Raw genomic sequence first — 8,908 nt, 5'->3', positions numbered from 1 at the left:
TGCGTGGTCACCGTGGAGTTCGGCGGCCCGCCGGCCGACCGGGACGTGCCGGTGACCACCGAGGACCTCGAGGTGGGGGGGGGGCCGCGCTCCGGGGGGGGGGGGCCCTAGACCCCGGGGGGGGGCCGCGCCCCCCGCCCCGCCCCCCGACCGGCAGCCCACCGACACCCCGGTGAGCGCCGGCACTCCCGTGACCGCCGACACCCCGGACGCCTGGCTCGTCCGTGACCTCGCCACCGCCGTCGCCGGTACCTGGTTCGCGGCCGGTGCCGCCGCCCGCTGGGGGCGCCCGCCGTTCCGGGGCGGGGCGGTGAACATGGACGCCAGCCACATCAAGCTCGCCGTCTGAGCCGGCGGTGGTGCGCGGCACGGGCTGTTAGGTGATAACATCAGCACCAATTGCGCTGCCGCGTGCCGCCGGCCCGCAAAGAGCCGAGGGGGAGCTGTCGCCCGTGTCCGTCGCCCGTGTCCCGACGACCGATCCGGTACGTACCTTCGCCCGGCCCGTCGACAAGCGCTCACCCATGCCGGCGTGGGCCCAGGTACAGCGCGACCTGCGCCGGCAGATCGACCAGGAGCTGCCGGCAGGCTATCAACTCCCCACCGAGCGCGAGCTGTCCGAGATCTACGGAGTCAGCCGGATCACCATCCGCCAGGCACTGGGCGGCCTGGCCGCGGACGGCTATGTCGAGCGTCGGCAGGGCTCGGGCACCTTCGTCGCGGACCGGCCCGAACCGGTCCAGCACAACTTCGGCCTGCGCACCCCATGGCGGGACCGCTTCGCCGCCGCGGGCCAGAGCGCACGCTCCGTCCACCTGCGCGACGAGCCCGCGGTGCCCGAACCGTACGAGCTGACCAAACTCATCACCCCCGAGGAGGCGGCGGCCAAGCGGGTCCACCTCAAGCGGCTGCATGTCGTCGACCACCGGGCCATCGGCATCACCGACTCCTGGGTCGTCCAGGCCCTCACCCCCCGCCTGTCCCGCCGCACCCTCATCGACGGCTCCCTCTCCCGCACCCTCCAGGAGGGCTACGGCCTCACCCCCGCCACCGCCGCCAACTACCTCGAAGTCGGCGCCGCCACCTCCCACGAGGCCGAGCTCCTCAACGCCACCCTCGACGCCCCGCTCTTCGTCGTGTGGACCGTCTCCCGCCTCGCCGACGACCGCCTCCTGGAGACCACCCGCACGGTCTGGCTCGGCAGCCGGGTCCGCTTCCACTACACGGACGACTGATCCCGCCGGACACCCCTCCTCTTCGGTCGGGTGTGACCGGGACCGGCGACGAAGCTCCGCTATGCCCGCGCCCCGGACGGCGTCCCGGCCGCCGGAACGCGCGGCCCCCCGGCCGGGCGTCCGCTCCTAGTCTTGCGGCTTTCCGCCCATGGGAGAGCGGGAAGAGAGCGGAGGTACATGTGGACGGCACAGCGCATCACCATGTCGTCGTCGGAGGCAGCGCGGCCGGGATCGCCGCCGCGCTGTCCATGCGGCAGCACGGATTCCAGGGGCAGGTGACGGTGGTGGAGGCCGGGGGCGATCTCCCCTACGAACGGCCGCCGTTGTCCAAGGCCCTCACGGACGGGGACCAGGCCTTCGCGCAGCCCATCGTCCCCGCGTCCGTCTACGCCGAACAGCGTGTCACCCTCCGCCTGGGCACCCGGGTCCTGGCCCTGGAGCCCGAGAGACGGGCCGTGGTGCTGGACGACGGGCGGACACTCCACGCCGACCGGGTGCTCCTGGCCACCGGGGTCGTCCCGCTCACCCTGCCGGTTCCCGGCGCGGGGCTCACCGGCGTCGTCACCCTGCGCGACGCGCGGGACGCCCGAGTACTGGCGGCACGACTGCGGCGCGGCGGCCCACTGGTCGTGGTCGGCGGCGGGTTCATCGGGCTGGAGGTGGCGTCCGTCGCCCGCGAGGCCGGTCTGGACGTCACCGTCACCGAACTGGGTCCGCAGCCCCTGGCGGGTCCGCTCGGGACAGTACTGGCGGAACGGGTGACCGACCTGCACCGGCGGGCCGGGGTCCGGCTGCGTACGGGAGTCTCCGTGGCCGCCTTCACCGGCTCGGGGGAGGTCGCCGGGGTCCGGCTGACCACCGGCGAGGTGCTGTCCGCGGCGACCGTCGTGGTCGGCGTCGGCGTACGCCCCGACACCACCCTCGCCGAGCACGCCGGGGTGCGCTGCGAGCGGGGCATCGTCGTCGACCAGCACTGCCGCACCAGCGTGCCCTGGATCCTCGCGGCCGGGGACGTGACCAACCAGCCGCACCCCTTTCTCACCGCCCGGGCCCGTATCGAGCACTGGGACAACGCACAGCGGCAGGGCGCGGTCGCCGGAGCCGTCATGGCGGGCGTACGACGCGCCCACTCGGCGCTGCCGTACTTCTACTCCGAGCAGTACGGCAGGACCCTCCAGATGTACGGGCGACCCTGCCCCGACGACGAGTTCGTCCTGCGCCGGGACGAACCCGCAGCGGCGGACGGCGGCTTCCTGGGCTTCTGGACGCGCCGGGACGTCCTGGTCGCCGCCGCGGGAATGAACCGCCCCAAGGACCTGCGGGCGGCACGCGCACTCATCGAGCGCCGCGTCCGCGTGGACGCCCCGGCCCTGGTGTCACCCGACACCGATCTGCGCGCCCTCGCCAGGGGAGGAACACGATGAGAGGAAACAGGGTGACCGGGCAGCCGGCCGACGCACTCATCAACCGCGTCGCGGACCGTCTCCACGAGGCACACCGCACCGGCGTGGCCGTCCCGCCCGTCCGGGACGAATTCCCCGACGCCGACGTGGCCTCCGCCTACGCCGTGCAGCGCCGGAACACCGAACGCTGGGTGGCCGAGGGCCGTCGCCGGGTCGGTTACAAGATCGGCCTCACCTCCGCGGCGGTGCAGCGCCAACTCGGCGTCTCCGAGCCCGACTTCGGCACCCTCTTCGCGGACATGGCCTTCGCCGACGGAGCCGAACTCGACCCCGGCTCCTTCATCGCGCCACGGGCGGAGGCCGAGGTCGCCCTCGTCCTCGACCGGGACCTGGATCTCGGGCGGCACACGGTCGCCGATGTCATCCGGGCCACCGCCTTCGCGCTCCCGGCGCTGGAGATCGTCGACAGCCGTATCGCCGGCTGGGACATCGCCCTGGTGGACACCGTCGCCGACAACGGCTCCAGTGGCGCCTTCGTGCTGGGCACGGTCCCGGTGCCGCTCACCGCCGTCGACCTGCGCAGCTGCGCCATGACCCTGACACGCCATGGTGAGACCGTCTCGGAGGGCAAAGGAACGGACTGCCTGGGCCACCCGCTCACGGCCGCCGTCTGGCTGGCGGACACCCTCGGCGCGCTGGGCACCCCACTGCGTGCGGGCGACATCGTGCTGACCGGTGCCCTGGGCCCCATGACCGGGCTCGACCCCCTGCAGAGCCTCACCGCACACATCACCGGCCTCGGGCGGGTCTCCGTACGGACAGGGAAGTGACCTCGCGACCGGCCGGTGAGTGAAGGTGTCGCGGACCCACCCGCGCTCGCAGCCCGGGTGTGGCGACAGGGTACGGCGCACGGTTCACACCGTCAGCCGCAGAAACGCCCGTAACCGTACAGCCCGTTGCCGACACACAGGCAACGGGCTGTACGGTCATGGGTCCCCCGTCAGGGACCGGCGGGCCGCGGCGGAACACCGACCGTGCTGATGTCGATCACCGTCCCGGTCGTGGACGCCGACTCCTTCGCCGCGAGGAGCACGTACGGCCCGACGGCGTCCTCGGGCCGCACCACCACCTTGAGCGCGGTGTGCTCGCAGGCGATACGGTCGACGGGCAGCTCCCGGGTGATGGACGTGTCCGCCAGCCCCATGGCCCGCGGCCCGCTGAGGCCGGTCGCCATCACACCCGGCGCGACCGCGTTCACCCGGATCGCCGGGGCCAGTTCATAGGCCAGCTGACGGACCAGCCCGAGCCCCGCGTGCTTGGACGCCGTGTAGACCGCGCCCCCGCCGGGACCCGGGTAGAAGGCGGCGTTGGAGAGCGTGTAGACGATGCTGCCCCCGGACCTGCGCAGCAGCGGCACCGCCGCCTTCGCCCCCAGCAGATACCCCTTGACATTGACCGCGAACAGCTCGTCGAAGCCACTGGACAGCACATCCGCCGGGGTGTCGGTGAGCGACCGGCAGAAGTCCCACAGCCCGGCGTTGCCGACGAAGGTGTCCAAGCCGCCGAACTCCTCCTCGGCTACCGCGCACGCGCGCGCGTTGTCCTCGTACGACGTCACATCGCCCGTCACCGTACGGACCGCGTCACCGAGGGCCGCGGAGAGTGCACCGAGCCGGTCCCCGGAGCGGTCGAGGACGACCACGCGCGCGCCCTCGGCGGCGAAGCGCTCCACGACGGCACGGCCGAGACCGGACGCCCCTCCGGTGACGAGCGTCGACGCCCCCTCAAGCCACCCCATCACAGGCCCCCTCCCCGGTCGCACCCGCGACCGCCCCGGGCGGCTGCCGGGCGAGGCGTACCTGGACCTCTCCGTCCTCGACCCGGACCTCATGCGTCCTGAGCGGCCGGAACGCGGGTGCGGACAGCGCCGCGCCGGTACGCAGGCAGAACTTGGCCAGATGGAGCGGACACTCGACGGCGGCCCCCTCCACCCAGCCGTCCGCGAGCGAGAAGTCCTCGTGGGTACAGGTGTCGTCGACGCAGAAGAACTCGTCGCCGGACCGGAACACCGACACCGGAGGTGTGGTGTCCAGCCGTACCGCCTGCTCGTCCGGGAGTTCATCGACCCGGCAGGCGCGGATCCACGGCGCCTCGGTGCGCCCGCTCACAGGAACACGCTCAGGCTCGGTGCCAGCAGGGTGGTGGTGTCGAGCACGATCCTGCGGCGGGCCACCTGGAACCCCGCCGCCCCGCTCACCCGGCGCAGCAGATCGGTCCGCTCACCGAAGAAGGTGTCGTGGTGGCGCTCGCTCCGGCTGCGCAGCACATGGAAGTTGGCCCGTACCTCGAAGCAGCCGTCGCCCAGGTCGGTGGCACGGATGTTGGTGATCAGCCGACGGGTCCGCGACGGCGGTTCCTCGGACCAGGACCGGCCGGACGCCAGGCGCCGTACCCGTCCGGCCAGAAACGCCTTGTCGTCGTCGAAGAAGGCGGCGCCGTCCGGACCGCAGACCTCGATGTCCCGCTCCCGGACGGTCCGGGTCATCCGGGTCGGCAGCCAGTAGTGGGTATCGTCGGCGAACAGCTCCAGCCACTCGTCGAACCGCTGGTCGTCGAGGAGTTCGGCCTCCAGATAGAGGAACTGCTCGATCTCGTGCTGGACCGGTGCGCCGACCGGTGTGCGCGTCCTTGCCGTGGTGGTGGTCATGGCGTCCGCACCTCTTCCTCCCGCTGTCTGCTCCGGTCCAGCTCGGCGATCTGCTGCCAGGTCAGCCCGGACATGAGATCGGCCCAGCGGCGGTACATGCCCCGGGCCGCCATCTCGCTGTACATGTCGTCGGTGACCTGTCCGGGCATGCCGTCGGTGCCGTGCTTCTCATGACCGAGGCCCATCCGGGCGTTCAGCAGGGTTCTGCGGGCCATGTGCCCGCGCAGGACCTGCTGGATCTCGGTCCAGTTCTCCCCGTCGTCGGTCTCGAAGACGCCGGCCGGACTGAACGTACGGATGGTGGCCTGCCGGATCTCCCGCACTGCCTCCTCGGGCGCCCCCTTGGGGACGTACGTCCAGGCCCACACCTCCATCTGCCCCGGCCCGCGCGGATGCCAGACCCGCATGGTGTTGTTGATGTCGAGCCACGAGAAGTTGGGGAAGACCGTGTTGTGACCGTGGACGTTCCGGGCCCGCTGCTCACCGAGGCGGCCATGGATCCGCTCGCGGTTGGCCGTGAGCCAGGCGTCGAACTCGGGGCCCACCTGATGGGGGACGATGTCGGGGCGGAGCCCGAAACCCGAGCCGTGGCCGTTGCCGGAGAACTGCCGGCCCGGTTGCGTCAGCTGCGCCTCGGTCATCCGGGCGACCACGCCGGGGTCGTCCACCAGCGCGGTGAACGCGGACGCGTGGGAGAACGGCACGTGGTACATGTCGCTGCAGAACTGCTCCGCGGCGAACTTCCAGTTGCAGTCGATGACCCACTTCGTGGCGCCCGGAACCAGCGTCAGCCCCTCGTCGTAGCGGTCCGCCATCGCGTCGAAGTACCAGGCCATGTCGCCCAGATACGCGTCGAACGGCGGGGCCTCCTCGTCCCAGGTGCCGAAGTAGAAGCCCCGGTGGTGATGCAGCCGCGGTACCGGCCGCGGTCCCCACTCCGCCGGGTCGATCTCGTTGTGGTACGCCCGTTCCCGCATCGGTACGTTGACCAGCTCACCGGCCAGGTTGTAGCCCCAGCCGTGATAACTGCACGTGAACGCCCGCGCCACACCCTCGTCGGTACGGCAGATGCGCATCCCCCGGTGGCGGCACTGGTTGAGGAACGCCTTCACCGACCCGTCCCGCTGACGGACCACCAGCACCGGGTCCTCCGCCATGTACGCCTGGACGAAACTGCCCGCCTTGGGCAGCTGGCTGTCGTGCGCGAGGAAGAGCCAGCTACGGGCGAAGATCCGCTCCAGCTCCAGTTCGTAGACCTCGGGGTCGGTGTAGATGCTGGGGTTGATCAGCCCTTCGTCGGGGCGGACCAGCTCACTGACATCGATCATGACGTACCTCTCGCGGCTCGGTCGGTCACGGGCACGGACGGGGCCGCGAAGCGGTGGCCCCAGGTGCTCGGCGACTCGTAGTGATGGACGGTCCAGTCCCGGTCGTCGATGACGCGCCCGTTCCACCCGTACTCGATGTCGAATCCGGAAGGGGTACGCACATAGAAGGAGGTCATCCGGTCGTTGGAGTGCTCCCCGAGCGAGATCGGCACCGGGGCCTCCATCCGGTGCACGGCGTCCAGCGCGTGACCGACCGCCTCCAGCGTGGTGACCTCCAGCATCAGATGGCCGAGCCCTGACGTCGGGGCGCCCGGCAGCGCGGCGAACGCCACCGAGTGGTGACGGGGGTTGCAGTGGAGGAAGTGCGCGGACTGCGGGCCGAACGCGATCGTGTCGGAGAGCCGGAACCCGAGGTTGCCCAGATAGAAGGCGGCGGCCCGCTCGGCGTCCTCGGCCAGCAGGAAGGTGTGGCCGATCCCGATCTCCCCGTACGGGGTCCGTCCGGCGACAAAGGTGACACCGAGGGGAGAGACGAAGCCGCTCCTCTCGACGGTCGCGCCCCAGTACGCCTCCACGTCGTTGCCCGTAACGTCACGGAAGGCGATCAGCCTGCGGACGCGCCGCCGCTCCGCCAGCGCGGCGTCCTCGCGCACCTCCACACCGGCCGAACGCAGTGTCCCGGTGAGGGTGTCCAGGTCGTCCGCGGACCTGACCTCCAGCCCGAGTGCGACGAGGGACCGCGGACCGGCCGGTTCGCCGGCCTCGACCGCCAGCCGCCAGGCGCGCTCGTCGTTCCTGAAGAAGAGGGTGTCCGGGTCCGGGGAATGCCCCGGCTGAAGCCCGAGCACCTCCGTGCCGAATTGCCGCCAGGGCTCCAGCGGGCCCCGTACGACGACGTAGCCCAAGGCGCTGACCATGCTCATGTTCCTGTCCTTTGCTCTTGCTCGGTGGGACCGCTGTGGCCGCCGCTCTTGCTCGGTCGGACCGCTGTGGCCGCTGGGCACCTAGATCAGGCCGGTGAGGAATGAGCGGGCCACACCGGCGAAGCGGTCGGCCTGCTCGATCTGCGCCCAGTGCCCGCAGTGCGGGACCAGATACATCCGGGCGTTGGGGATCCTGCGCGCGTACCACTCGCTCCCCTCGGGCGGGACGATCACGTCCTCCCGCCCGTGCACCAGCAGTACGTCATGGCTGATGCGGTTCAGAGCGGTCTCGGGCAGTCCGATTCCGCCACCGGGTGCCCTCGCGAAGGTCTGCCGGTGGGAACGCGCCACCTCCGGCCGCACCGCCGCCGCCAGCCGCTCCTCGGCGATGGCACCGAGCCGGTCGCCGAACAGCCCGGGGTCGTGGAGCATGGAGGAGATCAGCTCGGCCATCGCACGGGGGGTGGGGTCGTCGTAGAAGGTGATCAGCTTCATCAGCGCCGGGGTCGGCACGGCCGTGTTCCCGGCGCCCGCGGCTCCCATGCAGACGACCTTGCCGAACCGCTCGGGGGCATGGGCCGCCAGGTGCAGTGCGAGCGCGCCTCCCAGTGAGTTGCCGACGAGATGCACCCGGTCCAGCTTGAGTTCGTCGAGCAGCCCGAGGACCGCCTCGGTGTTCTGGCGGATCCGGGAGCCGGGCGGAGTGTTCTCCGGATGGCTGGAGTCGCCCCAGCCGACCAGGTCGGGGACCAGACAGTCATAGGTGTCGGCGAAGGACCCGACCGTGCCGCCGAAGTTGGACATGCCGGTGGCGCCGGGGCCCGAACCGTGCAGGAAGAGAACGGCTTCCGCGTTGCCCTCGCCCGCACGGTTGAGGCGGAGGGAGTATTCCCCCACCGTGACATCGGCTGTGGCGATCGTCGTGCTCATATGCCTCGCTCCATTTGCTCGCTCCACATGAGGGAGTCACCTCGGGGTCAAGGCCGGCCGCGACGCACGCGGTGGGGAGCGTCATCACCGTCGCCTTCACCGACTGGCAGTCTCGGCCCGCCGCTCCTCGCCGGCCGGGAATCGTTCCGGTGGCCGGAACCCCACCGCGCTGGCACCACCGCCACCGCCAACGTCACGGCCACCGCCACTGCCCCGGCCTGGCGCCCGCGCCCCTTCAGCCGATCCGTCCCTTCAGCCGTTGGCGCCCCACCAGCCGGGGCGGTAGGGCCCCCCCGGGGGGGCGGTGGCGAGGGTGGGGCCCATCCCGGCCCCCCGCGCCCCCCCCCCCCCCCCGACGCGCGGGCGCCCGAGGGCGCGGGCT

General features: G+C 71.8%; 10 protein-coding genes. 4 read left to right on the top strand and 6 right to left on the bottom strand.

Features of this window, described 5'->3' with window-relative positions:
* Positions 1–172: 172 nt before the first annotated feature.
* The 4 genes from ACFXAZ_RS36205 (at position 173) to ACFXAZ_RS36190 (ending at position 3,468) form a co-directional block, all read left to right on the top strand.
* On the top strand, positions 173–349 hold the full coding sequence (locus tag ACFXAZ_RS36205) for a hypothetical protein (RefSeq protein WP_384600217.1): 177 nt from the start codon (positions 173–175) through the stop codon (positions 347–349).
* A 103-nt stretch (positions 350–452) separates the two neighbouring features.
* Positions 453–1,235, top strand: a complete 783-nt coding sequence (locus ACFXAZ_RS36200; protein ID WP_384600214.1) for a GntR family transcriptional regulator — start codon at positions 453–455, stop codon at positions 1,233–1,235.
* A gap of 179 nt (positions 1,236–1,414) precedes the next feature.
* Entirely contained in the window at positions 1,415–2,659 is a 1,245-nt protein-coding gene (locus ACFXAZ_RS36195) for an NAD(P)/FAD-dependent oxidoreductase (protein ID WP_384600211.1), read from the top strand.
* Complete coding sequence (locus ACFXAZ_RS36190) at positions 2,656–3,468, top strand: 2-keto-4-pentenoate hydratase (protein ID WP_384600208.1); 813 nt, start codon at positions 2,656–2,658, stop codon at positions 3,466–3,468. The genes ACFXAZ_RS36195 and ACFXAZ_RS36190 overlap by 4 nt, the downstream gene beginning before the upstream one ends.
* Positions 3,469–3,638: 170 nt before the next feature.
* Here the strand turns inward: ACFXAZ_RS36190 and ACFXAZ_RS36185 are convergent, their stop codons facing one another.
* The 6 genes from ACFXAZ_RS36185 to ACFXAZ_RS36160 form a co-directional block, all read right to left on the bottom strand.
* Positions 3,639–4,436, bottom strand: coding sequence for an SDR family NAD(P)-dependent oxidoreductase (locus tag ACFXAZ_RS36185; protein ID WP_384600205.1), 798 nt, complete (start codon positions 4,434–4,436; stop codon positions 3,639–3,641).
* Positions 4,423–4,806, bottom strand: coding sequence for a bifunctional 3-phenylpropionate/cinnamic acid dioxygenase ferredoxin subunit (locus tag ACFXAZ_RS36180; protein WP_384600202.1), 384 nt, complete (start codon positions 4,804–4,806; stop codon positions 4,423–4,425). Before ACFXAZ_RS36180 ends, ACFXAZ_RS36185 begins: the two co-directional genes overlap by 14 nt.
* On the bottom strand, positions 4,803–5,345 hold the full coding sequence (locus ACFXAZ_RS36175) for an aromatic-ring-hydroxylating dioxygenase subunit beta (protein ID WP_384600199.1): 543 nt from the start codon (positions 5,343–5,345) through the stop codon (positions 4,803–4,805). The genes ACFXAZ_RS36180 and ACFXAZ_RS36175 overlap by 4 nt, the downstream gene beginning before the upstream one ends.
* A complete protein-coding gene (locus tag ACFXAZ_RS36170) occupies positions 5,342–6,673 on the bottom strand; it encodes an aromatic ring-hydroxylating dioxygenase subunit alpha (protein WP_384600196.1) in 1,332 nt (443 codons plus the stop codon). The genes ACFXAZ_RS36175 and ACFXAZ_RS36170 overlap by 4 nt, the downstream gene beginning before the upstream one ends.
* Positions 6,670–7,596, bottom strand: coding sequence for a VOC family protein (locus tag ACFXAZ_RS36165; protein ID WP_384600193.1), 927 nt, complete (start codon positions 7,594–7,596; stop codon positions 6,670–6,672). The genes ACFXAZ_RS36170 and ACFXAZ_RS36165 overlap by 4 nt, the downstream gene beginning before the upstream one ends.
* An 81-nt stretch (positions 7,597–7,677) precedes the next feature.
* Positions 7,678–8,526, bottom strand: coding sequence for an alpha/beta fold hydrolase (locus ACFXAZ_RS36160; protein ID WP_384600190.1), 849 nt, complete (start codon positions 8,524–8,526; stop codon positions 7,678–7,680).
* Between the last annotated feature and the right edge of the window lie 382 nt (positions 8,527–8,908).

The organism is Streptomyces sp. NPDC059477 (genome assembly GCF_042749375.1).
Lineage (GTDB): Bacteria > Actinomycetota > Actinomycetes > Streptomycetales > Streptomycetaceae > Streptomyces.
This window is presented reverse-complemented; position numbering and strand designations above follow the sequence as displayed.